This window comes from Pelagicoccus sp. SDUM812005 (genome assembly GCF_031127875.1).
Taxonomy (GTDB): Bacteria; Verrucomicrobiota; Verrucomicrobiia; order Opitutales; family Opitutaceae; genus Pelagicoccus.
This window is the reverse complement of the sequence record NZ_JARXIA010000018.1, coordinates 28,058-53,186: the sequence shown is the minus strand read 5'-3', so window position 1 is coordinate 53,186 and position 25,129 is coordinate 28,058. Positions and strand designations below refer to the sequence as shown.

Annotated in this window: 26 protein-coding genes; 9 read left to right on the top strand and 17 right to left on the bottom strand. The window is 59.7% G+C overall.

Translation table 11 applies throughout. The features are described from left to right. Positions 1-33: 33 nt before the first annotated feature. Genes panD through panB form a run of 4 tightly spaced genes read right to left on the bottom strand, consistent with a single transcriptional unit; the run spans position 34 to position 2,808 of the window. Positions 34-405 (bottom strand): aspartate 1-decarboxylase, encoded by a 372-nt coding sequence (panD, locus tag QEH57_RS18930; protein WP_343224815.1) that lies wholly within the window; start codon positions 403-405, stop codon positions 34-36. 18 nt (positions 406-423) lie between these two features. Next, positions 424-1,221: a type III pantothenate kinase gene (locus tag QEH57_RS18925; protein WP_309008347.1), complete on the bottom strand. Its 798-nt coding sequence runs from the start codon at positions 1,219-1,221 to the stop codon at positions 424-426. Next, the gene (gene panC, locus QEH57_RS18920) at positions 1,218-1,991 is read right to left on the bottom strand and encodes a pantoate--beta-alanine ligase (protein WP_309008346.1); all 774 of its coding nucleotides are present in this window, start codon (positions 1,989-1,991) and stop codon (positions 1,218-1,220) included. The genes QEH57_RS18925 and panC overlap by 4 nt, the downstream gene beginning before the upstream one ends. Before the next feature lie 4 nt (positions 1,992-1,995). After that, positions 1,996-2,808: a 3-methyl-2-oxobutanoate hydroxymethyltransferase gene (gene panB, locus QEH57_RS18915; RefSeq protein WP_309008345.1), complete on the bottom strand. Its 813-nt coding sequence runs from the start codon at positions 2,806-2,808 to the stop codon at positions 1,996-1,998. A gap of 220 nt (positions 2,809-3,028) precedes the next feature. Between panB and QEH57_RS18910 the strand changes: the two genes are divergently transcribed. Continuing rightward, positions 3,029-4,321 carry a UDP-N-acetylglucosamine 1-carboxyvinyltransferase gene (locus QEH57_RS18910; protein ID WP_309008344.1) on the top strand — a complete coding sequence of 431 codons (1,293 nt, stop codon included), beginning with the start codon at positions 3,029-3,031 and terminating at the stop codon, positions 4,319-4,321. 29 nt (positions 4,322-4,350) lie between these two features. Here the strand turns inward: QEH57_RS18910 and QEH57_RS18905 are convergent, their stop codons facing one another. The 5 genes from QEH57_RS18905 to QEH57_RS18885 form a co-directional block, all read right to left on the bottom strand. Then, complete coding sequence (locus tag QEH57_RS18905) at positions 4,351-5,124, bottom strand: type 1 glutamine amidotransferase (RefSeq protein ID WP_309008343.1); 774 nt, start codon at positions 5,122-5,124, stop codon at positions 4,351-4,353. 136 nt (positions 5,125-5,260) lie between these two features. After that, entirely contained in the window at positions 5,261-5,851 is a 591-nt protein-coding gene (locus QEH57_RS18900) for a hypothetical protein (protein WP_309008342.1), read from the bottom strand. A gap of 21 nt (positions 5,852-5,872) precedes the next feature. Further along, a complete protein-coding gene (locus QEH57_RS18895; RefSeq protein WP_309008341.1) occupies positions 5,873-6,364 on the bottom strand; it encodes an RNA polymerase sigma factor in 492 nt (163 codons plus the stop codon). Positions 6,365-6,549: 185 nt separating this feature from the next. Continuing rightward, positions 6,550-8,883: an ATP-binding protein gene (locus QEH57_RS18890; RefSeq protein ID WP_309008340.1), complete on the bottom strand. Its 2,334-nt coding sequence runs from the start codon at positions 8,881-8,883 to the stop codon at positions 6,550-6,552. A 23-nt stretch (positions 8,884-8,906) separates the two neighbouring features. Further along, positions 8,907-9,446, bottom strand: a complete 540-nt coding sequence (locus QEH57_RS18885; RefSeq protein WP_309008339.1) for a YfiR family protein — start codon at positions 9,444-9,446, stop codon at positions 8,907-8,909. 242 nt (positions 9,447-9,688) lie between these two features. Between QEH57_RS18885 and QEH57_RS18880 the strand changes: the two genes are divergently transcribed. From QEH57_RS18880 to QEH57_RS18865, 4 genes are all read left to right on the top strand, one after another. After that, positions 9,689-10,228, top strand: coding sequence for a hypothetical protein (locus QEH57_RS18880; protein ID WP_309008338.1), 540 nt, complete (start codon positions 9,689-9,691; stop codon positions 10,226-10,228). 91 nt (positions 10,229-10,319) lie between these two features. Further along, positions 10,320-11,171, top strand: a complete 852-nt coding sequence (locus QEH57_RS18875) for an HDOD domain-containing protein (RefSeq protein ID WP_309008337.1) — start codon at positions 10,320-10,322, stop codon at positions 11,169-11,171. A 1-nt stretch (position 11,172) separates the two neighbouring features. Further along, positions 11,173-12,297, top strand: coding sequence for an ATP-binding protein (locus tag QEH57_RS18870; RefSeq protein ID WP_309008336.1), 1,125 nt, complete (start codon positions 11,173-11,175; stop codon positions 12,295-12,297). A 121-nt stretch (positions 12,298-12,418) separates the two neighbouring features. Further along, positions 12,419-14,170: a DEAD/DEAH box helicase gene (locus tag QEH57_RS18865; RefSeq protein ID WP_309008335.1), complete on the top strand. Its 1,752-nt coding sequence runs from the start codon at positions 12,419-12,421 to the stop codon at positions 14,168-14,170. A 175-nt stretch (positions 14,171-14,345) separates the two neighbouring features. On the opposite strand, the gene gmk is transcribed toward QEH57_RS18865, so the two are convergent. From gmk to QEH57_RS18830, 7 genes are all read right to left on the bottom strand, one after another. Further along, positions 14,346-14,960: a guanylate kinase gene (gene gmk / locus QEH57_RS18860; protein WP_309008334.1), complete on the bottom strand. Its 615-nt coding sequence runs from the start codon at positions 14,958-14,960 to the stop codon at positions 14,346-14,348. Between the two features lie 4 nt (positions 14,961-14,964). Further along, positions 14,965-15,510 (bottom strand): hypothetical protein, encoded by a 546-nt coding sequence (locus tag QEH57_RS18855; protein ID WP_309008333.1) that lies wholly within the window; start codon positions 15,508-15,510, stop codon positions 14,965-14,967. 18 nt (positions 15,511-15,528) lie between these two features. Beyond that, a complete protein-coding gene (miaB, locus tag QEH57_RS18850; RefSeq protein WP_309008332.1) occupies positions 15,529-16,890 on the bottom strand; it encodes a tRNA (N6-isopentenyl adenosine(37)-C2)-methylthiotransferase MiaB in 1,362 nt (453 codons plus the stop codon). A 111-nt stretch (positions 16,891-17,001) separates the two neighbouring features. After that, entirely contained in the window at positions 17,002-17,166 is a 165-nt protein-coding gene (locus QEH57_RS18845; protein ID WP_309008331.1) for a hypothetical protein, read from the bottom strand. A 44-nt stretch (positions 17,167-17,210) separates the two neighbouring features. Continuing rightward, on the bottom strand, positions 17,211-18,341 hold the full coding sequence (locus QEH57_RS18840; protein ID WP_309008330.1) for a hypothetical protein: 1,131 nt from the start codon (positions 18,339-18,341) through the stop codon (positions 17,211-17,213). Between the two features lie 175 nt (positions 18,342-18,516). Then, positions 18,517-18,894: an Hpt domain-containing protein gene (locus QEH57_RS18835; protein ID WP_309008329.1), complete on the bottom strand. Its 378-nt coding sequence runs from the start codon at positions 18,892-18,894 to the stop codon at positions 18,517-18,519. A 70-nt stretch (positions 18,895-18,964) separates the two neighbouring features. Beyond that, complete coding sequence (locus tag QEH57_RS18830; RefSeq protein ID WP_309008328.1) at positions 18,965-19,897, bottom strand: HDOD domain-containing protein; 933 nt, start codon at positions 19,895-19,897, stop codon at positions 18,965-18,967. Positions 19,898-20,106: 209 nt separating this feature from the next. On the opposite strand from QEH57_RS18830, the gene QEH57_RS18825 reads away from it, so the two are divergent. The 4 genes from QEH57_RS18825 to QEH57_RS18810 all read left to right on the top strand — a co-directional run bounded on the left by QEH57_RS18825 (position 20,107) and on the right by QEH57_RS18810 (position 23,462). Further along, on the top strand, positions 20,107-20,301 hold the full coding sequence (locus QEH57_RS18825) for a hypothetical protein (protein ID WP_309008327.1): 195 nt from the start codon (positions 20,107-20,109) through the stop codon (positions 20,299-20,301). Between the two features lie 140 nt (positions 20,302-20,441). After that, positions 20,442-21,578: a hypothetical protein gene (locus QEH57_RS18820; RefSeq protein WP_309008326.1), complete on the top strand. Its 1,137-nt coding sequence runs from the start codon at positions 20,442-20,444 to the stop codon at positions 21,576-21,578. A gap of 85 nt (positions 21,579-21,663) precedes the next feature. Further along, positions 21,664-22,164 carry a DNA mismatch endonuclease Vsr gene (gene vsr / locus QEH57_RS18815; RefSeq protein WP_309008325.1) on the top strand — a complete coding sequence of 167 codons (501 nt, stop codon included), beginning with the start codon at positions 21,664-21,666 and terminating at the stop codon, positions 22,162-22,164. Positions 22,165-22,262: 98 nt separating this feature from the next. Continuing rightward, a complete protein-coding gene (locus tag QEH57_RS18810) occupies positions 22,263-23,462 on the top strand; it encodes a GAF domain-containing sensor histidine kinase (protein WP_309008324.1) in 1,200 nt (399 codons plus the stop codon). Between the two features lie 38 nt (positions 23,463-23,500). On the opposite strand, the gene QEH57_RS18805 is transcribed toward QEH57_RS18810, so the two are convergent. Further along, on the bottom strand, positions 23,501-25,123 hold the full coding sequence (locus QEH57_RS18805; RefSeq protein ID WP_309008323.1) for a fatty acid CoA ligase family protein: 1,623 nt from the start codon (positions 25,121-25,123) through the stop codon (positions 23,501-23,503). Between the last annotated feature and the right edge of the window lie 6 nt (positions 25,124-25,129).

Sequence of the window (25,129 nt, the reverse complement as noted above, 5' to 3'; positions counted from 1 at the left end):
CGAATCAGGCGGTGAGCCAAAGAAGCCTATTCTCTACGGACGGCGAATCGGCGGCTCGCCGACGTGCTTGATGGAATTGTCTGCGTTCACCATGACGAGCTTCGGTTTGAACGCGTCGATATCCGTGTCCTCCACTTCCTGGAAGCTGCAGATGATCACCTTGTCCCCCCGGTGCACCAAGCGGGCCGCGGCGCCATTGAGGCAAATCTCACCGGGCTTGCCCCAAATCACGTAGGTCGTGAGACGGTTTCCGTTGTCGATGTCGTAGACATCCACCTTTTCAAACTCTACCAGATCCGCCGCCTTGCACAGGACAGGGTCGATGCTGATCGAGCCTTCGTAGTTCAAATCCGCGTCCGTGACCGTAGCCCGGTGGATCTTCGACTTTAACATGTGTCGCTTCATAACAAAATATTCCTTCGCTTAGGCTTCCGCCTCTTCCTTTTCCGGCTCGACCGGGTTCCACGCGAGCACCGCATTGACGCCGCGCAATACGAGATCGGGCACGATCTCGTCGAACAAGCCGGCATCGCGATAGAGCTGGGAAAACCCGCCTGTCGCGATGACGCGCGTCGGCTCGTCGCCAAAGGCCTCCTCGCGAATCCGCTCCACCAGATGGCGCACCATTCCCAAATAGCCGTAGTACAAGCCACTCTGGATCGCCTCCGTTGTCGAACGCCCCAGAGCCCGCTTCGGCGCGTAGATCTCCACGAACGGGAGCTTCGCCGTCTTCGAGCCCAAGGCTTCCATGGCCAAGCCCAGCCCCGCGCAAATGGAGCCGCCCAAGTACTCGCGCTTACCGCTCACCGCGTCCAAGGTGATAGCGGTACCGAAGTCTACCACCACGACGTTCGTTTCTGGATACATTTCAGCCACCGCGATCGCATTGGCAATACGGTCCGCCCCCACTTCCAAAGGATTGCGGGTCTTGATCTTCAGCTTCGTCTTCACGCCCGCTTCGAGGAAAAGCGGCTCCAGCTCGAAATAGATCCGGCAGGCGTTGCGCAGCGAGTGCACCTCGTCCGGCACCACGCAGCTGATGCCGATGCGCTCCACGCGAGCGGGGTCCACCCCGTGCTCCCGCAGTACCGCGACCAAGAACAGCCCGATCTCGTCTCGCGAAGAGTGGGCGCTTTCCTTACGAAACTGCGTTACCAAACGGTCGCCATCGTAGACAGCGCCGTGCATTTGCGTATTTCCGACATCGATACAAAGATTCATCGAGCCACCTTTCTTTCTACATTGTCAATTAAACGTACCCCTTCGAGCACCACGGCTCCGAGGCGGCGATCACCGCGGTCGGCCACGTACTCGGGCTCGAACCCAGCTGCCTTCAGTTCAGCCATGGCAGCCGCTTCGTTTTCCGCCGTATTCAAAATCTGGTTAAAGCGGGCCGCTTGCTGCAAACCTTCCGGCGACAAACGTCGATTGCGCGAGCTCATAGCCAGCCCGCTCGCTTCGCGAATGGTCGGGCATGCCACGATCTCCACCGGCAGGAAGAAGGCATTCACCATCCCCTTCACCAACTGGAGCTGCTGCCAATCCTTCTCGCCGAAGTAAGCCCGCGTCGCGTCGCCCACCACCAGCAGCTTCATCACCACCGTCAGCACTCCATCGAAATGTCCCGGACGGTGCTCCCCTTCCAGTTCGGCCGAAAGCTGGGACTCGCTCACCTTGTAGCGATAATCGTCCGGATACATGTCATCGTACTCGGGGGCGAAGACTGCATCCACCCCTAGGGCTTCCAGGGCTTGTAGGTCTTCGGCGAATACAGCTGGATACTTGTCGAAATCCTCCTGCTTGTTGAACTGGGTACGGTTGAGAAAAATGCTCACCGCCACGCGCTCGTTTTCCGCTAGGGCGCGCTTCACGAGATCGAGATGTCCCGCGTGCAAGCCGCCCATGGTGGGAATGAATCCGAGCGACGCCGTACCCACACTTTCCTTACGCCAGGAGCGATAGGCCCCTACCGTTCGCAATACTTGAGTCATAGCCCTAGTTTCCAAGCTTCGCCAAGCGGGACGAATATTCGCCCACCGCTGGGAACGCCCCGCTCTGCACATCCGCGCAATAACGATCTACGGCCTGGCCGATGCGATCGCTCAAGCTGTCGTACTTGCGAGCAAAACGTGGTTGGAAATGGGCATCCATGCCGAGCAGGTCGTTGATCACCAGCACTTGGCCCGAAACCTCCGGGCCGCAGCCGATCCCGATCGTTGGGATGGAAACCGCATGCGTCACCTGGGCGGCGACATCGCCTGGAATGCACTCCAGCACGACCGAAAAGCACCCTGCCTGCTCCAGCATCTGGGCATCCTCGATCAAGGCCCGAGCAGCCGCCTCGCTTTTGCCCTGCATCTTGAAACCGCCAAATTCATTAACCGACTGCGGCGTCAAACCCAAGTGACCCATCACCGGTACGCCGCTGTCCACGATGTGCTCGATGAGCTGGATGTTACCCTTGCGACGTTCGAGCTTCACCGCATTAGCCCCGGCCTTCATGAGCTGGTCCACCGCGTCCATGGCGCTGTCGATTCCCTTGCGATTGGAAAGGAAGGGGAGGTCGGCCACGATCACCTTGTCCGGAGCGCCGCGACGCACGGCAGCGGTGTGGGTGGCAATCATTTCGACCGTTGCGTGAACGGTGCTGTCAAATCCATGCACCACCATGGCGCAGGAATCGCCGATCAGGATCGAGTCAACGCTCGTGGCGTTAACGATTTTCGCGGTCGCGGCATCGTAGCAAGTCACCATGGTGATCGCTTTGCCGTCCGCCTTCCATTTTTGGAAGTCAGGTATGCTTTTCATGTTTCGGGTGCCTGTCGCAGGGATCAGGATCCTAATTTGAGTTAATACTGAATTCTTGGTGCCTCGGGTCGCTGGAGCAAAAGTCTCAACGCTCGAGAGCGAAGTACAAAACGAACGAAGCCGCCCTTTTCAATGCAAAATAGAATGATTCACATTCCACTCCCATTTCCGGTTGAAATGCGCGAAAGGGACCGCGAAGCTCCGCAACGACTCTTCCCTCATGGCTAATCTCATCGTACACGGCGGCAAACCCCTCTCTGGAACCATCACCCCATCGGGCAACAAAAACGCGGTCCTGCCGATCTTGTGCGCCACCCTACTGACCGACGAACCGGTCACCCTGAGCAACGTTCCCGCCATCACCGACATCGAAAAGCTGGTCAGCTTCTTCCGCGAACTGGGCTCCCGCATCGATTGGGATCGCGAAGCCAAAACCATGCGGTTGGACCACTCCGACCTCGGGTCCGACTTCGACCCGCAAACCTTGCCCCAAGGCATGCGCTCGGCCGTCCTGCTCTTCGCCCCCCTCCTCCAGCGCTTCAAGGAAATCCACCTCGACTCCAACCCCAAGGGCTGCGCCCTCGGCATCCGCGAACTCGACCCCCACCTCGAAATCCTCACCTGCCTCGGAGCCAAGGTCGCCCACAACGGCGAACTGAAGCTCACCATCGCGGACCGCTTCAAAGCCGCCTCCCACTGGGCCGACTACATGTCGGTCACCACCACCGAAACGTTCGTCATGGCCGCCTCCACCGGCAGCGGCGTTTCCACCCTCACCAACGCCGCCAGCGAGCCGCACGTGCAGGACCTCTGCCGCTTCCTGCAGAGCATGGGAGCCAAGATCGAAGGCATCGGCACCAGCGTCATCACCGTCACCGGAGTCGATTCCCTCTCCGGAGCCGACGCCGCCATCTCGTCCGACCACCACGAGGTCGCCACCTTCCTCGCCTTGGGAGCCATCACCGGCGGCGACGTGCGCACCAGCAACTCCGTTCCGCAGCACTTCGACCTGATCAACCGCAGCTTCGCCAAGCTCGGAGTCAATATCACCTACGAAGGCGACACCGCCATCTGCGGCCCCAACCAGCCTCTTCGCATCCAGCAGCCCTACACCTCCAACCTGCTGCCCAAGATCGAAGCCGCGCCGTGGCCCTACTTTCCCGTCGACCTGCTTCCGCCCATGGTAGCCCTCGCCACGCGAGCGGAAGGCGTCATGCATTTCTGGAACAAGGTCTACGAAGGCGGCTTCGCCTGGCTACCCGAGCTGGTAAAGTTCGGGGCCCACGCCGTCGTGAGCGACCCGCACCGCGTCATTATCTTCGGCCAACGCCCCATGCGACCCGCCGAGGTCGAAGCGCCCTACATCATCCGCGCCGCCGTGGCCCTCTACATGACCGCCGCCAGCATCGAAGGCCGCAGCATCGTCAAAAACGCCGACCCCATCCGCCGCGCCCATCCGCACTTCGCGGAAAACCTGCGCAAGCTCGGGGCCGAGATCGAATGGGACGGCTAGAAACGCCGCCACGCTCGCGGCGACGCTCCCTAGCTCCGACCTAAGCCCAAGCTCGAGCGGCTTTTCAGCCGGCTCCCAGCCCGCACTCGTTTGGCAAAGTTCTGCAGCATCAAGCCCAGCCGCTCGCACTCGCAGGCGTGGATACGCTGCCGGTAGGACAAAGGAACCTCGTCCACATAGCCGCTTCCCTCGAAGGCCTGCCACAAGTAACGCAAGTCGTCGCTGTTCATCTCGGGGTGAAACTGCACCCCCGTCAGCAAATCCTTGTACGCGTAGGCTTGCACCGGCGTGTGGGCCGTGGACGCAAGCAACTCGCAATCCGGCGGCAAGGTCATCACCGCATCGCTGTGCGTCTCCACCGACCAGATACAACCGCCTTCCACGCCGTCGAAAGCGAAGTGCTGCTTCCCCTTCTCCGAAATCCGAATCGCCGGAGCTCCCAGCTCGATGCCGTCCGGATGCCGCGAAACATGGGCGCCCAAGGCCCGCCCCAATAGCTGCGCCCCGTAACAAATGGCGAACAAGGGGATCTCGTTGTTCTTACAAATCGCGATCAGGTCTAGAAGGTTGTCGTTGAAAACCGTGTCCTCCCAGGCCGAGGCCTCCGAACCGCCCAAAATCACCCCATCCGCTCGCAAGGCGCGACGGCAAAGGTCCCCGTCCTTCGGGGTCGTATACTCGAACACCAAGCCCTCCACCTCGCGCAGGCAGGCCTCGAAACAAGAGCGAGAACTCCAAATAACAGAGCCGTCCTCCGACTTCAGGAACAGATCGAGCGGGTCTACGATAAGAATTTTGGCCATCTGGAAAAAGGGGTAGGCATCAGAGGGGATCGCTATGCTGGAAACCCATTACGCGCACCGGCACAAAAAAGGCGACCTAGCTTAACGCTCAGATCGCCCTTTCACACTCTTTTAAATCACCTAGGACCAGCTAGGGTCATTCCACTAAGGCGAACAACCGATCGCTATCCTCCCACATCGTCACCTCGTTCGCGGCGAGATGCACTTCGCGATCCGAGGCCTTCAGCTCCTTCAAGGAACCGTTCAAGGATGCGACGTACAGGGTACAAAGCACTCCCGTAGTGCGGTTGCGGACCCTCATGTGGACGCCTTGCTGGCCTTCCAGGAAACAGTAGCGGGCCCCTACGACCTCGTACGCCGAGAGCAAGCCCTGCTTCACGTGCGGCGTCACCGAAAAGGCTAGGTCCTTCAAGCTGCTCTGCACTTCGTCGAAGGAATGGGCCTCCACGTCGAAGGGACGCACCCCGTTGTGCCGCATGGCAATTTCGCCCGCTACCTTGGTCGCGAACTTGGACACGTCGTAGTTCTTGCCGATTTGGAAGGACACGAGCATCACGAAAGCAGCCGCAGCCGCCACCGGCAGCCAAGGCCGCCACCACGCTCTGTCATGAACTTCCTTCGCCTTTTTCCCGCGAGCAAGTATGGTCTGGACCGAAGCAGCCGTAAGGCTCTCCGCCATGAAACACTCGCGGATCTTCTGGTCTAACTGTTGATCGTCAGTAGTCATCTTAAATAAGTGAGAAGTCGCTTACTTCTTTTGCGCGTCACGAAACTCTCCCCCGAACGCCTTGGCCAACTTTTGGCGGGCCCGGTGGATGTGACTGAGAATGGTTCCCCGTGGGGAACCTGTCTGTTCTGATATTTCCGTAGCCGTAAAACCTTCGACCACATTGAGATAAATTGCTTCCCTCTCCTCCGGACGGAGCTTTTCCAACACGACTTCCATGTCGAGGGATACTCCGTTGGACTCCCCTTTGCCGGGTTCGGGCGACTTTTCCAGCGGCTCGAACTGCACGATCTTGTCGCGACGCTTGATGTCGTAGAAAAGGTTGCGGATCGTCCTGAAGAGGACGGGAGTGCCTTCTACGCGACCGTAGGCTCGCATCAGTTTGAGCCACGCCTGCTGCACCAAATCTTCCGCGTCCTGATGGTGGCGGGCGATCGAGAGCGCATAGCGATAGCCCGCCTGCACGAGCTCGGTCTCCGTGAGGGGCTTACGAGCAGTGTTAGAGGAGGTCATCGTTTCGCTAGATATGTCGGAAAAGCTAACTGTTTCGGCGCTCATATTCAACTGGGTTCTGATATTCGATTCGCCAAATTCGCAGGTGGAAGAGTGAAATGCGGGCCAATGCACGGCGGCCCACCCTCGAGAAACGCCCCGAAAATGCCCCTGATTGCCAAAATCAACCGCGGCCGCGGAAATGCCTAGCTGGCAAGGTAGCGCTTGAGAAAGCTCTCGAGCTGCTCGAACTGGATCGGCTTGGACAGGTAGCCATCCATCCCCACCCGAGCGCACTCGTCCTGCATCTGCTCCGTAGCATGGGCCGTCATCGCCACGATCGGAACCCGATCCGACTTCCCCGCTTCCGAGCTGCGAATCACCCGCGTCGCCTCCAGACCGTCCATCATGGGCATGCGGATATCCATCAGCACCAAGTCATAGTGGCTGTCGCGAATCTTCTCTGTCGCGTCGAGCCCATTGCGGGCCCACTCGAAATCCACCCCCAGCTTGCGAAGCTTCGCCTCCACCACCCTCATATTCTCGAAGTCATCCTCCACCAGCAGGACGCGGTTCAGAGAAAACTCGCCCGGCACCAGCTTCAGCTCCTGCTCCGCCGGAGCGGGTTCCGCGCGTTCGTCGTGGACGTAGGAAACGGGAACCGACAGCGAAAAGACAGAGCCCTCGCCCACTCGGCTCGCTACCGAAATCGACCCGCCGAGGCACTCGGCGATGCGCCGGCAGATGGACAAGCCCAAGCCGACTCCCTCGTGCTTGCGCTGCAAGGACATGTCGAGCTGGGTGAAGGGCTCGAAGATGAATTCCTGCTTCTCCGGGCTGATCCCCACCCCGGTATCTTCCACGCGAATACGCACCTCCACCTTGCCCTCGCTCAGCTCGACTACTTCCGCATCCAGCCAAACCTTGCCGCCGTCCTTGTTGTACTTGACCGCGTTCGAGAGCAAATTGATGACGACCTGCCTGATCTTTCCCGCATCGGAATAGAGGCGGACTCCTTCCGGCACGCAATCGTCGTCGAGCGTCCTCAGGCCCACGCTCACTCCGTTTGCCACCCCGCTTCGCTCCGTAATATCCAGAGCGTTGCGGCATAGATCCGGCAAATCGAACGCTTCCGGAGCGGACTCCAGACGTCCCCCTTGAGCCCGCGTAAACTCAAGGATATCCGTGATCAAGGTAAGCAAGTGCTCGCTGGAGCGGCGAATCGAGCGCAGCATCCCCATCTGCTCCTCGCTCTGGTCCGAATACATCAGAAGGTCCACGAATCCGATGATCGGATTGAGCGGCGTACGCAACTCATGGCTCATCACCGATAGAAACTCGTCCTTGGATCGGTTCGCCTCCTCCGCAGCTTGCTTGGAAGCCAGCAACTCCTCCTCCGCCCGCTTTCGGTCGGAAATGTCCTGGACCAACGTCAAGTAGAGCGAGTCGCTCTCGCCCAAAACCTTCGCCAAACGCCGCACCGAAATGATCGCGTAGATCCGCCTTCCGCCCTTGCCCGTCAACCAGCGCTCCTCGCTGAAACCGGGCTGGCAACGCTTGCGCACCAAACCGAAAGGACCTTCCTCCCCGTCCTCCGGCGAAGCCACCACCCAATCGTCGAACTTCGTCGACAGCAACGCCTTCTCGTCCGTCTCCAAAAGCTCGCCCAAACGCTTGTTCGCCTCCACGAACCTGCCGTCGCCTCCCAGGATCGCCATCCCCGCGACCCCCAACTCGAAATACTCACGAAAGCGCTCGTCCTTGGACTGGATGATGGCGCCGCGCTCCTCGATCTGCTCCATCATCTCGTTGAAGGCGTCCACCAGCACACCCGTTTCGTCGTCGAACACCTTCGTCTGGCGATGCGAGAAGTCTCGATCCAAAGAAATCCTGTGGGCCGTTTCCGCCAACTCCAGGATCGGAACCGTGATCAAACGACTCATACGCGAGGCGATCCAAATGACGAACACCCCACCGACCCCGAGCAAGAGCACAAACAGCAAGGACTTGACAACGAACGCCTGGTAAATCGGTCCCAAGTCGCCCACCAGATAAATGTAGCCACCCGGATCCGCCCCCAGCTCCCCCTCCTCGCTGCCGACCCCAAACTGCTCTCCCGTCTCCAGGGAGCCCACCGGCTCGAGCGCTTCGATCCTGCTCTTCCAGTAGGAAAGCTTCACGTAACTCTCGGACGAAAAACGCGGTTCGAAGCCCTCCGGGAGGACGCCGTGGCTCGCCAGCTTCAGGTTGTACCGGTCATAGACCGCCCCATAGATCAGGCCTTCGTTCTTGAAGAAGGCCCTCAACATCTTCTCCGCCCCCGCTTCGTCCTCGAAGTCGAGATGCGGCGTCGCGTCCAAAGCCATAACCGCGGCCAAGGACTCGTACTGCGCCGTGATCGCCCGCCGCGAAAACGCCCAATCGAAAACCGCCAGCAGCAAGACCGTGACCAGCACCAAGCCCACCACCGACAGCCCCAAGATCAAAGCGATCTTACGATTGAGCGGATAGTCGCTGATACGACGACCGACCCCTGCCAACGTTCCTGAAAAGCGCCCCTGCATTAGCGAATCAACTCCACCGCTCCCCTCGATAGCCTAGACTCGATCTTGATTCCCAAAGACTTCGCCTGCTTCAGATTGATACCGTACTCAGGCTTCCTCAGGGAAGAAACCTGCAAGCGGATAATCCCGCCCTTCTCCAAAATCTTGGCGTGCTCGCCCACGATCAAGACCGGCTTGCCCGCGAGCGAATCCAGCAAATCCAAGGGCAGTTTCAACTTCCCCGCGATGTACACCATGTCGAAATTAAAATCCGATACCTCCGCTTCCGTCAAATCCACCAGCTCGTAGGCCTGCGGATACTTTTCGCAGAGCGAGGCGAACACCTTCAAATAAGCCTGGCCCCGCGTCCGATCGTAGACCCCCACCCGAATTTTCTGCCCCAGCTCCACCTTCGCCTCTCCATTCCACTCCACATACTTCAGCACCTTCAAAGCCAGCGTCGGAAACATCTCATGCTCGTCCACCCCATCGCTCGACGCCCCCTGCGCAGTGCACAAGGCGACAAACATGAGCGGCAGGACCGCAAAGCAGGCAGGCATCACTGACTTAAACAAGGTAGCAGAAAAAAGACATTAAGAGGGCAAGCAACAAGAGCCCGGGGAAAAACCGAATCTTAGGCGAGAGCGAAGCTAATACAACACCGCAACCCCGACCAGCAATTCCACAACGAATGGTTTTACAAAATTTTAGCGAGCAAACCGCCACTTCCGAAAAACGCTCCCCTCCCTTTCGCGACCCTACCTCGCCCCCGAGCACGCCAACTTTAAAATATAGACGAAACTTGCCTCCCCTAATTGACCGCCGCCCCAAGCGTCGTTCCTTGGACTCGGAATCCCTCGATACGCCGCGACAGCGCTGCCGCCCTCACCCTTCCAACTCTTACATGTACATGAAGCAGACAAACGAAACCGAACTCAGCCAACAGGACCGAGCCCTCATCGAGCTCGGCCACGCCCTCATATCCCGTTTCGTGCAGCACGAAGAACAGACTCCCGCACCCCAGGCCAACGCCGAAACGCTCCAGTACCTGCAAGCCCTGCTGGCGAGCTTCCTCGACCGCTCCTCCAAGCAAAGCGTCACCCTGCAAAGCTTCCGCCAAGACTCGGCCCAGTCCTACTACATCGAATTCAACGCCTCCTTCCACACCGCCCTCCATATCGAAAAAACCTTAACCGCTCTCTTCGCCACCGGCCCACACCCCTTCGCCATCGAACGCTATCTCGGAGCGGCCACCGACTGCCTGAAAATCACCCGACTCGAGAAAGCGCCGCAACACCCCTTGCCCAAGCCGCCCATCGGCCTATCCCCCTCCCACAACTGAAGGCCACCAGCCGCAGCCATCGAAACATAAAATCTCCACAAGCAGCTTCGGATCCCACCAGATACCGCCGTTACCATAAGCTAGCGACAAAATGGGCAGCACCACAAACGATCACGACTTCGAAGAGACCGTCAAAAGCATCGGGGACCTGCATGGCAACATGGCCGTGCTCTCCAAGCTCGACGCCGTGCTCAAGGATCTGAATACAGACATCTCCGAGCCGGAACGCCTCATCCAGTCGGACGGCGCCATCTCCGGCACCATCGTGCAGATCAGCAACAGCCCCCTCTACGGCTTCACCGAAAAGAGCGACAGCATCGCCACCGCCTTGCAAAAAGTGGGCTACAACCAAGCCCTCAAGCTCGTCGGCATGGCCCTCTCCAAGCAAGTCTTCATGCGGGACCTCGAATCCTACGGGATCACCGCCGACAGCTATTGGCGCTACAGCTACTTCACCGCCGTCTTCCTCGAACGCCAAGCCAAGGCCCTCGGGCTCAACAGCGACGAAGCCTACCTCTTCGGCCTCCTGCACAGCATCGGACGCGTCGTCATCAACGAGATCCTCTACACCCGCCAAGTCGAGGTATTCTGGGACCGCTTCATCCCCGAAAAGGAATGGGAAATGATGATGATCGGCTTCACCAACCAAAAAGCCGGCGCCCTCCTGCTCCGCCTCTGGGAGTTCCCACCCGAACTCTGCAAGCGAGTGGAAAACCAAAACGCTTCCGCGTCCGCCAACAGCGACTTGCTCGTCTCCCTGCTAGACTACGCTCGCGCCCTCGCCAACCACCTCATCGACCCGCCGCGCCTCAGAGCGCTTTGCCGGCCGGACACCCACCCCGTCCAAAAGAAGCTCAGGCTGCCCGCCGCCCAGCTCCTCAAGGAGGTAAACGAAATAGCAGCCCACGTGGAAGAAGTCTACGCCAGCTTGAAAGACTGCTAAAATGAGCGAAGCGAATCCAAAGAAAGGCGTATTCAATATTTTCATACTGGATGACAGCGCATCCACGCGAAACATTGCGAAATATAGCTTGGAGCAAAACCTGCCTTGCTCCGTCGAGCTGTTCCCCGACCTGAACCTGCTGCTCCGCAAGGTTCCGCAAGCGAGGCCCGACCTCATCCTCCTCGAAGACAACGCCGAAGACGACCTTGGCATTTCCGCCTGCGAAACGCTCAAGAAGGATCCCGCCTCCAAAAACATCCCCGTCTTCTTCCTATCCGCCAAGAAAGACCCGACCAAAAGGGTCGCCGCCCTCAAAGCCGGCGGCGTCGACTTCCTCCTCAAACCCTTCTACCCAGAGGAACTCGTCACCAGAGTTCGGATACACATCCAAATGCACCGCCTTCGCGTGGAAAACGTCGCCCAGATCGCAGAGCAAAAAGCCCTGCTACGCGTCCTCTGCCACGACTTGGTAAACCCCATCTTCGCCGCCCACAGCCTGCTCGACCTCAAGCTCAGCCTCGGCAAACCCGTCGAGGAACCTACCCTCAAAAGCGTGCTCAAGTGCTGCCAAAGCGCCCTCGACATCGTCACCCACGTCCGCGAGGAGCACAGCCTCGTCAAAACCAACAAGCAATTCAAGAGCGAGACCGTCGTGCTCGCCGAAGCCTTCGAAGAAGCCCGCAGCACCCTTAGCGAACGACTCGCCAAGAAAAAGCTCACTCTAAAAATCGACGCCGACGAAAGCCTCCAGGTCGAGATCAAGCGCGTCGTGCTCGTGCACAACATCCTCAACAACCTGCTCACCAACGCCATCAAGTTCTCCCACGAAGGCAGCGCCATCGAAATCACCGCCCGCAAGGACGAAAGCGAAGAGTACTGCCACATCGAAGTCCGCGACTACGGCATCGGCATGCCTCCGGAGATCCTGCAAAACGTTTTCAAGGACGCAGCCAAAACCTCCCGCAAGGGAACCGGCGACGAGGCCGGCACCGGCTTCGGCATGCCCCTCGTCAAACGCTACGTCGAGAAAAGCGGCGGAGCCATCAGCATCAGCTCCACCGAAGCCTCCGCAGCCAGCGACCCCTCCGAGCAAGGCACCACCATCAAGCTCACCTTTCCACTATAGGCCTGCCCGCCGGCAGTCCTGCGCTTGTTTCGTGGATACAGACGCGAGCCAAAAGCTCGGCGCATAGAAGCTCGCAAATTTCCTATACTTCGCTCGGCGCTTCAAATAGCTTGCCCGTCCTATGTACAAGCTCCGGACGTACCAGCAGCAAGCTGTCGACAGCACCCTTAACCACTTCAGGAGGAAGCGAACCCCAGCGGTCATCGTCCTACCCACCGGAGCGGGCAAGAGCCTCGTCATCGCCGAGCTGGCCAAGATCGCCAAAGGTCGCGTGCTCGTCCTGGCCCACGTCAAGGAACTCGTAGAGCAAAACCACCTCAAGTACGAAAGCTACGGCCTGCAGGCAGGCATCTACTCCGCAGGCCTGAACCAAAAGGACAGCGATCGGAAGGTAATCTTCGGCAGCATCCAATCCGTCGCCAACGCGGACGACGCCTTCTTCAAAGACTTCACCCTGCTCGTCATCGACGAATGCCATCGCGTCGGCCTCGAGCCGGACAGCCAATACGCGAAAGTCATCAAGCAGCTCAAGCTCAACAACAGCCGCATCTGCATCCTAGGCCTCACCGCCACGCCCTACCGACTTGGACTGGGCTGGATCTACAACATAGCCCTCCGCGGCGAGGTGAAGACCACCGAGCTGCGCTTCTTCAAGCACTGCATCTACGAGCTCCCGCTGGAGTACATGATCCGCAACCGCTACCTGACGCCTCCGGTCAAGGTCGACATTCCCGTCACCTCCTACGACTTCTCCGAGCTCACCGAAGGCGGCCAAAACTACACCATGGCCCAACTGGAGGAAGTCCTGCAGCAACAGCGCCGACTCACTCCGCTCATCATCAAAAACATCGTCGATATAACGGAAAGCTACCACCGCCAAGGCGTCATGATCTTCAGCTCCACCGTCAAGCACGCCCAGGAGATCGTGGAATGCCTTCCCGCCGGCCAAGCCCGACTCGTAATCGGCGAAACCGAAGACAGCGAGCGCGACCTCATCATCGAGTCCTTCAAGCGAAAAGAATTCAAGTACCTAGTCAACGTATCGGTCCTCACCACCGGATTCGACGCGGCTCACGTCGACGTCATTGCCATCCTGCGCCCCACCGAATCCATCAGCCTCTACCAACAAATCATCGGACGCGGCCTTCGTCTGGATACAGACAAAAAGGATTGCCTGGTCCTAGACTACACCGGCATGGGGCACAGCATCTTCAGCCCGGAGATCGGGGAGAAGAAACCCGCCGCCGAATCCGTGGCGGTCCAGGTTCCCTGCCCCGAATGCGGATTCATAAACGACTTCTGGGGCATCGTCGACGACGACGGAAACATAATCGAACACTTCGGCCGCAAGTGCCGCGGCGGTAAGCAAAATCCGGATACCTACCAATTCATTCCTTGCGGATTTCGCTTTCGCTTCAAGGTCTGCGAACAATGCTCAGCCCAGAACGACATTACCGCTCGCGAATGCAGCAGCTGCGGAAACGTGCTCATCGATCCGGACACAAAGCTCAAGCAAGCAAAGCTTTCCAAGGACGCTCACGTGCTCAAGCCAGACTCTATCGAAATGCAAGAACGCTTCGACAAGAACGGCAACCCGTATCTACAAGTCAAATACTACGACTACGATGCCCGCTTCCTCGCCGAGATCCATTACCTCAACAACCAAACGAGCCTCAAAAAGTTCAATATCAACTTCCTCAGGTCGCACCTGAAACGCCCCGAACTAAAACTCAATATAAGCTCCGTAGACGAAATCGTGCAAATGCAGCCCCAGCTCCGCATGCCCGCCTTCGTCATCGGCCGCAAACAAGGGAAGTTCTGGAAGATCACCGAAAAGATCTTCAGCGAGGAACTAGGATCCGCGAAGTGTTGAAACAACCGACTCGTGGGAACGATTAAAACTGTGTCCTGTATTCGCTAGGGTAGGGCTGTCTGGCCCAGACAGCAGCGTTGCAAGATCATTTCTCCGCGGCGGACTGGGCCAGTCCGCCCTACCAGGACACGGTTTTTATCGCGCCCCTTTGTGCTGGTGCACAATTTCTCCCTCCCTAGCCGAGGCGCATCGAGCGCAGCTTTTCGGCCCGCCAAATATTGAGCAAGGAGCCGTAGTCCTCGTCCTTGGTCTTGGTCGTGATCACATAGTCGAACTCCGGCCAGAGCTTAACCTCGCCCTTCGCCGTTTGCACGCGGCGCTCGATCTCCGCCTCGTCGTCCTTGCCGCGACCGCGCAAACGCTCGCGCACGACCTCCAAGTCCGGAGGCAAGATAAAGACCGTCACCAAACGCTTCGAGAGCAACTCGTCCTGCTCCGCTGCGGCCTTGATGTTCGCCACCCCTTGCACGTCGACGTTCATCACGATATCGATGTGCTGGTCGAGCTTTTCCTGTATCGACTTCTTCAGTACGCCATAGCGATTCGTGTGAACCTTCGCCCACTCCAAAAAGGCGCCGGTCTCGATCGCCCGATCGAACTGGCCATTGTCCAGGAAGTGGTAGTCCACGCCATCCTGTTCGCCTTCGCGGGGCTGGCGAGTCGTGCACGTGACCACGCGCTCCACATTCTCCAGCTCCTCCACCATGCGCTCGCAGAGAGTGGTTTTTCCGCTGCCGGCCGGACCGGCGAGCACCAACAAAAGGGAAACGTCTTCCTTCGGAGCAATCATGTTCCTAGAAGGTGAACGCGACCGCCGAGAGCAACAATCCATAGATCGCGGCAACCATCGCGAGCGTCTTGCCGCGCGATTCCTGAGCGAAGGCCCAATTGAAAAAGTCCCGCAGACGATAGGGCGCGTACGCGAGGTAGAGCGAAAAGGCGATACCGATATAAACCGGCACGACCATCAGCAGACGCAGCGGCTCCTCGTAGCGCATCCACGCGCTGTCCACCAACATGTCCGCAAAAAACAAATACAGGATCGTGCTGGCTCGCACCGACAGGAAGTCTGCCGCGTACTTGAAGCTCAAGGCGCCCAGCACCCCGAAGCCGATCAAGATATACTGCTTGTAGTCCCCATAGTCCATGGAGCCCAAATGCCAAACCTTCCAGCCCGTCCAAGCCATAGCCAGGATCATCAGGACCTTGCCTGCCTGCTCCGAACGGGGAAAGTGGCGAGCCACCGCGGAAGCGGAGCTATACTTGAGCAACAAGCTGGCGCCGGCGGCGAGCAGGATGAGCCCGAAAAAGAGGGACGATTGGGTGAGGCTGAGTTGCACGGTGAGATGAGAAAAGGTTTAGGCGTCCACCCCGGCAAGCACCAAGTCGCCGTAGACAGTGCTCGCAGTAGCCCGGTTGATCTTGAGATCCACCAGCTGCCCCACGAGACGCGGATTCGCGTCGAAAATCGCGTTGCGCCAACCGCGCGTGTGGCCCACGTACTTGTCGCCCTTCTTGGCGGGCCCCTCCACCAGCACCTGCTCCGTGGTGCCAACCAATCCTTCGTTGCGGGCGAGCGAATGCTTGTGCAAGAGGTCGAGCAAGACCTGGTTGCGGCGCTCCTTCTCCTCCTGCGGAATCTGGTCCGGCATGGTTTCGGCCGGCGTCCCGGTGCGGATGCTGTACTTGAAAATATAGGCCATGTCGTAGGCGATCTCGTCGAAGAAGGCAGCTGTCTCGTTGAAGTCCTCCTCCGTTTCCCCAGGAAAGCCTACGATGATATCGGTCGAGAAATACATGCTCGGCACCACCTTGCGCAACGAGTCGACGATCTCGCGGTAGCGGTCCTTGGTGTAGGGACGGTTCATCGCCCGCAAGGTCTTGTCGCAACCTGACTGCAGCGGCAGGTGGATGTACTCGCACAGCTTGGACAGGTCGCGATACGCCTCCACCAAGTCCTGCTTGAAGCCGCGGGGGTGAGGCGATGTAAAACGGATCCGCTCGATCCCCTTCACGTCCTGAATCCGCTCCAGCAGCTGCACGAACGGCGACTTGCCGCCCACCACTGGAAACTCACGCCGACCGTAGCTGGTCACGATCTGGCCGAGCAAAGTCACTTCCTTCACGCCGCTCTCCGCCAGCCGCGTCACCTCGTCCACGATCTCCTCGATGGGACGGGCCCGCTCGCGCCCGCGGGTCTTGGGCACGATGCAAAAGGCGCAGTTCATGTTGCAGCCCTGCATGATGGAAACGAAGGCGCTGACCTGCCCCTCCTTGCCGATGTGGTCGCGAATGGTGTTCTGCGAACCTTCCTCCGCGTCGAGATCCACGATGGAGCTGGGACGCGGGCCCTGCCCGTTCAAGCTCTGGATCAAGTTGTCCAAATGGTCCGGCACGCGGTGAAACTTCTGGGTTCCCACCACCAAATCGAGGTCCGGGAGACGGTCCACCAAGGTCGAGCCGTGGTTCTGGGCCATGCAGCCCATCACTCCGAGCACGAAGTTCGGGTTCTCCTTCTTCTTCTTTTTCAGGTAGCCGGCCTTGCCGATGGCCTTCTGCTCCGCCTGATCACGCACGCTGCAAGTGTTGAGCAGCACGACATCTGCATCATGTTCAGTATCAACGATGCTGTACCCGCGATTACGAAGGTCCGAAGCGACTTGCTCGCTGTCCCGTTCGTTCATCTGGCAGCCGTAGGTCTTGATGTATACGCGATTCATGGTGGAAAAGAACCCAAACGCCATAGAGCCCTTGGGATTCAGGTCAATCCTAGACCCATCCGGCGCCCAGCTCCCTCGAATCTTCCCGGAGCCGCCTCCGGCTTGGCTCGATCAGCCCTTCTGCTCGACCGGCTCCGGCTGGTAAGGAAGCGAACGCGGCGGCTTGCCTTGGTTGGCGTTGATCATCTGCTGCACCGCGAAGGCGATTCCGCTCGCCAGCAAGACGCTGCCCAACACCGCTGCAACCACCCATTTCCCGTTTTTCTTGTTCGCCATGCAAAACGGATAGAGCCCAGAGCCCCCTCGGTTTCAACCGAAAACTATTGCTCCGCCTCTTGCGAAAGCCGCTTTCGCGCCGCTGCTGCAGCGGCCTCATGCGAACCGCCTTCCACCCGCTCCCACCCTTCGCGGGCCGCGTCCCGTTTCCCGAGTCCCCAAAGCGCCTCCGCCTCCACGAAGTCCACCCATGCCAAGTCGTAGTCGAACCCCTCGTGCTCCGCCGCCAAAAGCCGCAGCGCTTCCGCCGCTTCCAAGGCCTGCTCGAAATCCCCGTCCCCCAAGGAACTCCAAAGCAAGGTCACCAAGGTCCGCCCCCGGATCCCCGCGAAGGCCGCGGCCCGCTCGTCAGCCAACACCGCCAAGGCTCCGGCCTTCGCCACCGCCTGCTTGCCCAGCCCCCGCTCCAGCTCCGCCAACATCGCCGCAAACTTCAGGTTTCCCGGAAAACGCTCCGCCAGCTTCGCCATCTCGTCCCGCGAAGCTTGGGCATCGCCCTCCAACTCCATGCGAATCGCTGCCAAATAGTACCCCGCGTCCACCTTGCAGAAGAGCCCTCCTTCGCCCGCTTCCTTCATGTAAAGCAGGCCCGTTTCCCAATCCCCCTTGAACCGCATTAGGAACGCCAGCGGCTTCAAGTAAGCCGGCGTACGCGACAAGTAGCAGTGCTGCATCCCTAACGGCAGCTTCGCGTCGTGGTAATCCGGATACTCCGCCAACAGCTTACGCATCGTCTTCAAGCTGGAGCGCGACTTCCAAAACGCCGGCCACCAACGATGATGGTCCACGTAGTAGATCACTTGCATCAGCTCTACCATCGCCACCGCGAAACGAGCATCCGGATCCTCCGGCCGTTCCTTCAAATATTCCTTGGCCCGCTCCAGAGCCTCCTCCGAGCGCTGCTCGAACTCCGTCTTCAGCTCCTCGTCCCAAGCCTGGTAGTTCTGCATCCAATACAAATAGCCCGCTTCCAGCACGCCCGGCACCGGCGACTCCGGAAAGACTGCCGCCAAGGCCTCGATCTCCGCTTCCGTCCCCGGGTCCATGGAGTAGCCCATCTCCATGATCCGCTCGATGCGCCATCGCTCCACCTCCAAAAACAAGCCCGGCTCCGCCCGCAACGCCCCGCAGCACGCGAGGACCCACAGCAACAACAAGCCTAGAAACCGAAACATAAGGAAAAACAAGAGAGATACCGCTCCCCTTTGTCCAGCTCCCTGCCCTCGCGGTTCCCGCACCTTCGGGTCAAGCCGGAGCGACGCCTCGCCCCGCCCACGCAAAAAAACGGCGTACCGCCCGAAAAGCGGTTCGCCGTTCCAAAAATTGATTAACCTTCCAAGATCGAGGCGATCAGTTCGCGCCCGCGGTCAATCCGGGGTAGCGAGCCATCACCGTCTCGATGCTCTTCTCGAAGTCGGCGCGGGCCGCTTGCAGGCTCTGCGTGAAATCCTCGAAGGTAAGCGTCTCGATGTCGTCCTCGATGTGAGCGAGCAGGTTCGCCACGCGGGTAAACCCAAAGTTGCTGGCCGAGCCCTTGAGCTTGTGCGACTCCTTGGCGATGACCGCCCGGTCCGAGCTGAATTCCGCCGCGTCGATCTTGCCGAACTGGCCGTTTCCGTCTTCCACGAACTCGTGGAAGAGCTCCGCCATGTCCTCGTCGAATTCGTCTTCCTCTTCGCCAAAGATCATTTCCAACTGTTCCCAGTCGATAAGTTCTGAGTCGCTCATTTCTCTATTTTCCTAATTTGCTGTTGGGATTTTAGTACACAATTGCGGGATGCTGCCGGCCAAGAAACCGCTAGCTGCCGATGCGGCGATTGCCGTAGCCAAGCTTGTTCTCCACCGCTTTCTTCACCCCTTGCTTGCCGGGCGTTACGTCGCCGACCAGACCTTGGGCCTTCATGAAATTTTCGCGCAGGGCCAGTACTACCTTCTGATACTCCTCCTTGCTCAAGTGCAGCAAGGCGATCAGCAAGGGATCCGGCCCCGGCATCGCCACGCCGCCCAGCCCATCGTCGATGATGGTGCCGATCATGCGCTTGGCGAAAGAGATCAAGCAAGCCATGCGCTCGTGGTTGCCCGCTTCCGAGGGCTCGAATTGGTTAAAAACCGGAACCACGATCTCGTCGGAGAAGCCCCAGCGACGCATCACCGCGGCGCCTACCTTCGCGTGGTTCAAGCCAAAGATTTCCATTTCCTCCGCTGCGATCGCTACGTCTTCCGGAAGCGCGTTCTGGAAGGCGATCTCCTGGCCGCGCTCGGAAAGCTCCTTCTCTATAAAGATCATGCCGATGCCGTGCAGGAGGCCGATCGTGTAGGCCACCCCTGGATCTTCCCCGTACTTGCGGGCGAGCCGCTCCATCGCCAAGGCGCAAGCGACCGAGCGACGCCAGAACTGCCCCGGCCCGAGAGCGTAAGTCTCCAGCGGCTTGGCCATGATGTCGGAAAACGCCAGCATCGTAAGGATCTGGTACACGTCGTTGAAACCGAGCTGCATGATCGCGTCGTCGATGGAGTCGATGTGGTAGCCCGGGTTGAAGTAAGCGCTGTTGGCCGTCTTCAAGATCATAGAGCTAAGCGCCGCATCGAGGCGGATCATCTCGCGGATTTCGTCTGGGTTCGTATTGCAGTCCGAGACCATCGCCTGCAACTGAGGCAAAATCTGTGGCGCGACCGACATCTCCTCGAGGTCGCATACGAGCTCTTCTACATTTAAAGGGTAGTTGATCATAGTAGGCCGAAAATTGTTCGTAGTGTGACATCGACCCCTCGCCCCCAAAGTTGAGAGATTCCCCCGAGGATTTCTCCACCCCCTCTAAGAGAACAAGCTCCCCCGCGATCCTACCGTGGCCCCCGCTCGCATGTGAACCTAGAGTAAAATACTCACCGAAAACGGGCCAATGCCTAAACTCGCCTACCCAGCTACCGATTACTGAAAACGTGAAAGCACGAATAGAAATCCAGTTAGACGAAGACGAGTGGTCCATGTTGAACGCCGCGGCCGACAGCATCCAATCCTCCCCCGAGGAGCTAGCGCGCATCTCCTTGATGCAACGCTGCATGGTAATGTCGGTCGACGACGAGATTTGCGACAGCACCCGCGGCCTCGTGGGACACGCATTTTCCCTCAACTGACCCGCCACCCGGCATCCGTCGCGAAAAGCCCAGCGCCTTCCAAAACCCCGCTTCGCGAGGTCGCGACCGCATTTGCCCGTCCTTTGGACTCGCCAAGCGAGCCCTCCTGTAAAAAGTTTCGCCTCCTCAGCCCGACAGGAGTGAAACGATACCTTCCCCATTTCCTAGCGACCGCCCTCTTTCTCGCCCTCCTCGCCAACAAGTACGACGCAGAGTACGGCTTCAGCGAACTCGCCGGCTTCGGCCAAGACTACGAGCGCCCCCAAGTCGCCGCCCTCGAGGAGCTAAGCGTCTACGAAAAGCCAAACTCCACCGGCTACGACGGACAATTCTACGTCCAGATTGCCCTCGACCCCACCCTGTCCGACCCCGCCTTCGCCGCGGCCATCGACCACCCCTCCTACCGGGCCCGCCGCATCCTGCAGCCAGCCCTCGCCTACGCGCTCGGCTTCGGCCAGCCGAAGCTCGTCCTGCAAATCCACTCCCTGCTCAACGTAGCCTGCCTCGTCGCCTGCGGCCTCCTCCTCCTGCGCTGGCTCCCTGCCGGCAGCTGGGAGAACTCCGCCCGCTGGGCTGCCTGCCTCTTCTCCATGGGCGCCCTCGAAAGCGTACGCTACTCGCTAGCCGACCTGCCCGCCCTCACCCTCGCCCTCGCCACCCTCGCTTTGCTCGAAAACCGCCGCAACAAGCTCGCCCTGCTCACCAACACCCTCGCCGCCCTCAGCAAGGAAACCTCCCTCGTCAACGCCGCCACCTTCCTCTCCCCCGGTGAAAGCCCAAATCCCGCCCCGCTCCGGCGCCGCCTCCTGCAGGCCAACCTCGCCGGAGCCCTCGCCCTCGGCAGCCTCGGCCTCTGGATGCTCTACGTCTCCTCCGCCTTTCCCCTCACCGTCAACTCCTCCGACAACATCGGCCTCCCCTTCGCCGGCCTCTACCGCGGCCTCCTCGACTCCCTCCAGCAGCTCGCCGCCCACGGCTTCTCCGACCGCTACTTCTTCCGCCTGCTCGCCATCCCAGCCCTGCTCTTCCAATTCGCCTACCTGCTGGCTCGCCCCCAACCCCGAAACCGACTCTGGGCCCTCGGCATCCTCTACGGCTGCCTCTTTCTCACCCTCGGCGACGCCGTCTGGCGCGGGTACTGGGCCGGATGCCGTATCGCCCTCCCACTCACCATCGCCTTCAACGTCCTCCTGAGCTCCCGCAGCAAGCCCTTCTTCTGGTCCGCCCTCATCCTCAGCAACCTCACCGCCATCCACGCCATCGTACGCTGGCTTTAACCGGCGGCCCGGAGCGCGGGCTTGTCAGGCGAGCCCCCAACTCCCAGACTCCCGCCTCGGAACCTCCCTCTTGGACCACCCGAACATGGCGGACAAACTCACAAAGGCAAAACGCTCCTGGCTCATGTCCCGCGTGGCCAGCAAGCACACCAAGCCCGAACGGCTCGTGCGCAGCCTGCTCCACCGCCTCGGCTACCGCTTCACCGTCAACGGTCCCAAAAACAAGAACCTGCCCGGCCGGCCCGACATCGTCCTCCCCTCCCGCCAAGTCGCCCTCTTCGTGCACGGCTGCTTCTGGCACCGCCATCCCGGCTGCAAAACCGCCACCACCCCCAAAAGCAACACCGCCTACTGGAACGCCAAGTTCGCCCGCAACATCGAGCGCGACCGCGAAACCGAAGCCGCCCTCATCCAAAGAGGCTGGCAAGTCGTCACCGTCTGGGAATGCGAGCTCAAGCAGCTCGACGAACTGGCCGCCCGCCTCATCAACACCCTCCCGCGCCTCCCTTCCCTCAACCTCCCCGACGACCTGGACGACCAGCAGCTCGTCGCCGAAACCCAAGCCGCCTACGCCTCAAAGCCCTAGCCCGACCTATCAAACTTGCGCTAATCCCGCCATCCCGTTTGCGAAACTAGCCGCCTAGTATCCACTAAGGCAACCGACTCGTCCCACCCCTAGAACGCATGATAATCGCAAGCAAACCCGACGACGAGTCCGACCGCATCGCCGCCCTTAAACGATACAACATTCTCGATACCGAGGCGGAAGAACTGTTCGACAGCATCGCGAAGATTGCCGCCACCATCTGCGACACCCCTATCGCCCTCGTTAGCCTGATCGACGACGACCGCCAGTGGTTCAAGGCCAAGGTCGGTCTCGACGCATCCGAAACCTCCCGCGATTACGCGTTCTGCGCCCACGCCATTCTCGATCCCGAAAACCTACTCGTCGTGAGCGACACCAGCAAGGATCCCCGCTTCCGCGACAATCCGCTAGTAACCGGAGCGCCCGACATCCGCTTCTACGCCGGCTCGCCCCTCGTAACCCACGACAACCATGCCCTCGGCACCCTTTGCGTCATCGATACCAAGACCCGCGAGCTCTCAGCCAAACAAGCCGAAGCCTTGCGCCACCTCTCCAAACAAGTGTGCGCCAACCTCGAGCTGCGGCTCGCCCACAAGAAGCTCGAGCAACTCAACCAAGCGAAAAACAAGCTCTTCTCCGTCCTTTCCCACGACCTGCGCTCCCCCATCAACTCCGTGCTCTCCCTCGCGGAAATGCTGGCCGACCCCGACTCCGGCTTCAGCGAGCAGGAACAAGACGAATTTAAACGCCACCTTCTCACCAACGCTCGCGTCACCTCCCAAACCGCGGAAAACCTGCTTCAACTTATCCAGTTCGAGCAAGGAAACTTCTCCTTCGATCCCCGCGACCTCCTGCTACGCGAATCCTTGCTCTCCTGCGAAAGCCTGCTCTCCGGCACCTGCGAAACAAAAAAGATTCAAATCCTGACCACCTGTCCACCCGAGCTCGTGATCCGGGCCGACCCGCGACTTTTGCAGTCTATCCTGCAAAACCTCCTTTCCAACGCCCTGAAATTCTCCCCCCTCTCGGGAAAAATCATGCTCAGCGCCGAATCAGCAGACCAAATCGTGAGCATCCGCGTGCAAGACTTCGGGCAGGGCATCAAAGAAAAGGCGCTATACAACATTTTCGACCTCAACTCCCATTACAGCACGAGCGGAACTGCTGGCGAACAGGGTTGCGGACTGGGCCTCACCCTCTGCAAGCAGTTCGCCCAACGTCTCGGAGGCGACCTCGTATTGGAATCCGAATACGGAAAAGGAACCACCGCCATCCTCACGGTTCCCACCAAAGGCTAAGAGCCTCTCGGCGGCCACCATGCTGGTATACGCCTGCCCTATCGTCCCGCAAATTCCTTCGCTAAGCTCAGCCGATGGATCTTCGCATTGTGCCGCACGTCCACCGGAAAGCCTTTGTGCAAAAAGAAATGCTCGATCCCAGCCGTCACCTCGCAGGCCGCCGCCAAAGCACGAACCTCTGAAATGAGCTGGGCCTCTTCGTCCTTGGTATTCGGATACGCTTCCGCGAAAGGCTCCAGAACCAAAGCCGGCATCACCACCCCATTTCGCTCGTAGCGAATCAAGGCAGAGCGAAAGATCTTCGCGTGCACGTTCACCACCCCCTCGCAGCGGTCCGTATAATAAACGCCAGCCGCCGTTTCTACCCGCTCCACCTTGCGGCCGCAAAACCACAAGCGGCCTTCCGCATCGATGTATCCAAGATCTCCTATACGGTGCCAAACCCGGTCGCCATCCAAAACCTTCGAAAGCCGCGTCGCCTCCGGCAACTGGTCGTACGCCTTCGTCACGCTCGGCCCCGTCACCACGATTTCTCCAATCTCGCCAACAGGGAGCGCCTGCTCCAGGTCAGCAGCGACCATCGCCTCCTCCTTGAGCGGCAAGATCCGAACCTCGACGCCCGGCAAGACCTTGCCCACGCAAGTCCCTTCGCCACGAGCCGAGCGCTCCGCTGCCACATCCAGCACTTCGTCATCGATCACCGACGAAACCGGCAAGACCTCCGTCGCCCCATAGGGCGAATGTACATGGCCATTGGGCAAAATCCGCTTGTACTGCCGCATCATCGTAGGCGGAACTGGAGCGCCCGCCATCAAGATCCGCTTCAAGCTCGGAAACGCGATGTCACGGGAATCGCAATACACACCGATCTTCGCCCAAAGCGCTGGCGAGCCAAAGGAATTCGTCACTCCGCATTGCTGGATAGCCTGCACGATCTTCATGGGATCGACGGTCGCCGGCTTGCTGGGATTGATCTCTGGCACCACCGTCGTCATGCCAAGGGCCGGATTGAAAAGCGCGAAAATCGGCAACATCGGCAGGTCCACCTCCCCCGGCTGGATCCCGTACTGCGAGCGGATAGCCTCCACCTGCGCCTCGAACATGCCATGCTCGTAGCAGACCCCCTTCGGAGCTCCCGTCGAGCCCGAGGTGAAAAGCACTGCCGCCAAGTCGTCGCTCCGCGTCGCCTCTGCCGCCTCCTCCTGGAACCCCTTCGCCACGCGGTCCAGAGGCCCGCCCACCTTCACCTTGGCCCGTACGCTGCGAAATGACTTTCTGAATACACGCGAAACCCAAACCGCCAACGAAATGCCTACCAAAAACTCAGGCCGGGACCGACGCACGCAGTTTAGGAAACTCTTCAACCCCATGCCGGGATCGATCACCACCGGCACGGCCCCAATCTTGAACAGGGCGAAACAAATCGCGATCAAGGGCAAGCCGGGCTTAACCATCAGCAAAACCCGCGATCCCTTGCCGATTCCCTTCGCCCGCAGGCGCCGCGCCCATTCGTTTTGCTCCGCCGCCAGCTCCCGGAAACTCAGCCGCAAGTAGTCGATCGCCCCTTCCGCCGTGCGACCGCGCGGGACCATCAACGCCGCAAACTCAGGCTGAGACTGCGCCTTCTCGTCGAGAAAGCGGGAGACGTTGGCGATCGTCATTGGAAT

Excerpts from the sequence above, each read along its gene's own strand:
- panD (WP_343224815.1), bottom strand. The coding sequence starts at position 405 with ATGAAGCGACACATGTTAAAGTCGAAGATCCACCGGGCTACGGTCACG.
- QEH57_RS18925 (WP_309008347.1), bottom strand. The coding sequence starts at position 1,221 with ATGAATCTTTGTATCGATGTCGGAAATACGCAAATGCACGGCGCTGTC.
- panC (WP_309008346.1), bottom strand. The coding sequence starts at position 1,991 with ATGACTCAAGTATTGCGAACGGTAGGGGCCTATCGCTCCTGGCGTAAG.
- panB (WP_309008345.1), bottom strand. The coding sequence starts at position 2,808 with ATGAAAAGCATACCTGACTTCCAAAAATGGAAGGCGGACGGCAAAGCG.
- QEH57_RS18910 (WP_309008344.1), top strand. The coding sequence starts at position 3,029 with ATGGCTAATCTCATCGTACACGGCGGCAAACCCCTCTCTGGAACCATC.
- QEH57_RS18905 (WP_309008343.1), bottom strand. The coding sequence starts at position 5,124 with ATGGCCAAAATTCTTATCGTAGACCCGCTCGATCTGTTCCTGAAGTCG.
- QEH57_RS18900 (WP_309008342.1), bottom strand. The coding sequence starts at position 5,851 with ATGACTACTGACGATCAACAGTTAGACCAGAAGATCCGCGAGTGTTTC.
- QEH57_RS18895 (WP_309008341.1), bottom strand. The coding sequence starts at position 6,364 with ATGACCTCCTCTAACACTGCTCGTAAGCCCCTCACGGAGACCGAGCTC.
- QEH57_RS18885 (WP_309008339.1), bottom strand. The coding sequence starts at position 9,446 with ATGCCTGCCTGCTTTGCGGTCCTGCCGCTCATGTTTGTCGCCTTGTGC.
- QEH57_RS18875 (WP_309008337.1), top strand. The coding sequence starts at position 10,320 with ATGGGCAGCACCACAAACGATCACGACTTCGAAGAGACCGTCAAAAGC.
- QEH57_RS18870 (WP_309008336.1), top strand. The coding sequence starts at position 11,173 with ATGAGCGAAGCGAATCCAAAGAAAGGCGTATTCAATATTTTCATACTG.
- QEH57_RS18865 (WP_309008335.1), top strand. The coding sequence starts at position 12,419 with ATGTACAAGCTCCGGACGTACCAGCAGCAAGCTGTCGACAGCACCCTT.
- gmk (WP_309008334.1), bottom strand. The coding sequence starts at position 14,960 with ATGATTGCTCCGAAGGAAGACGTTTCCCTTTTGTTGGTGCTCGCCGGT.
- miaB (WP_309008332.1), bottom strand. The coding sequence starts at position 16,890 with ATGAATCGCGTATACATCAAGACCTACGGCTGCCAGATGAACGAACGG.
- QEH57_RS18845 (WP_309008331.1), bottom strand. The coding sequence starts at position 17,166 with ATGGCGAACAAGAAAAACGGGAAATGGGTGGTTGCAGCGGTGTTGGGC.
- QEH57_RS18840 (WP_309008330.1), bottom strand. The coding sequence starts at position 18,341 with ATGTTTCGGTTTCTAGGCTTGTTGTTGCTGTGGGTCCTCGCGTGCTGC.
- QEH57_RS18835 (WP_309008329.1), bottom strand. The coding sequence starts at position 18,894 with ATGAGCGACTCAGAACTTATCGACTGGGAACAGTTGGAAATGATCTTT.
- QEH57_RS18830 (WP_309008328.1), bottom strand. The coding sequence starts at position 19,897 with ATGATCAACTACCCTTTAAATGTAGAAGAGCTCGTATGCGACCTCGAG.
- vsr (WP_309008325.1), top strand. The coding sequence starts at position 21,664 with ATGGCGGACAAACTCACAAAGGCAAAACGCTCCTGGCTCATGTCCCGC.
- QEH57_RS18810 (WP_309008324.1), top strand. The coding sequence starts at position 22,263 with ATGATAATCGCAAGCAAACCCGACGACGAGTCCGACCGCATCGCCGCC.
- QEH57_RS18805 (WP_309008323.1), bottom strand. The coding sequence starts at position 25,123 with ATGACGATCGCCAACGTCTCCCGCTTTCTCGACGAGAAGGCGCAGTCT.